The organism is Halalkalibacter oceani, from assembly GCF_023715705.1.
GTDB lineage: Bacteria > Bacillota > Bacilli > Bacillales > Bacillaceae_D > Halalkalibacter > Halalkalibacter oceani_A.
In genome coordinates, this window is record NZ_JAMBOS010000070.1 from 1 (window position 1) to 747 (window position 747).

The window sequence follows — 747 nt, forward strand, 5'->3', positions numbered from 1 at the left end:
TTGTAAAAAGAAAACCCTAGGCTAGGCCTAGGGTTCCGGAAAGCTTCCAGCGAGGTATGAAAAAAACTCCTTCGTGATGCTACGATATATGTGGTTCGCCAACCAATATATCAAGCAAATGGAGGAGTTTCTTATGTCTAAAGACACTAACAGTTTAGCACATACGAAGTGGAATTGTAAGTATCACATAGTATTTGCCCCAAAGTATAGAAGACAGGCGATATATGGGAAAATTAAGAAGGATATAGGGGAAATTTTAAGGAAGTTATGTGAAAGAAAAGGAGTAGAAATTATAGAAGCGACAGCGTGTAAAGACCACATTCATATGTTAGTAAGTATCCCCCCAAAGATAAGTGTATCTTCATTTGTAGGGTATTTAAAAGGGAAGAGCAGTTTAATGATTTTTGACCGGCATGCCAACCTGAAATATCGATATGGGAATCGGAAATTTTGGTGTACCGGATTTTATGTAGATACAGTAGGGAGAAACAAAAAAGTAATTGAAGACTACATCCGAAATCAAATACAAGATGATATCGTCGCGGAGCAATTAAGTCTTTTAGAGTATGTGGACCCATTTACAGGAGAAGAGGTAAAAAAGAAAAGAAGAAAAAAATAAGAAGCGGAGGCCTTTGAGGTCTGGCCAGTAGAAGAAGTACAAATGGCGAACCGTTCAGTGGCCCTTTAGGGTCTGGTCAGCAACAAAGGCTTCCAGCCGTAGAACAAACCACCCGTTCTCACGGGTGG

1 protein-coding gene is annotated in these 747 nt (G+C 39.9%); it reads left to right on the forward strand.

The window, feature by feature from the left end; genetic code table 11:
* The first annotated feature begins 133 nt into the window (after positions 1 to 133).
* Positions 134 to 619 (forward strand): IS200/IS605 family transposase, encoded by a 486-nt coding sequence (gene tnpA, locus M3212_RS21685; RefSeq protein ID WP_251195978.1) that lies wholly within the window; start codon positions 134 to 136, stop codon positions 617 to 619.
* Positions 620 to 747: the final 128 nt, after the last annotated feature.

Coding starts and splice junctions, on each gene's coding strand:
- tnpA (WP_251195978.1), top strand. CDS start 134: ATGTCTAAAGACACTAACAGTTTAGCACATACGAAGTGGAATTGTAAG.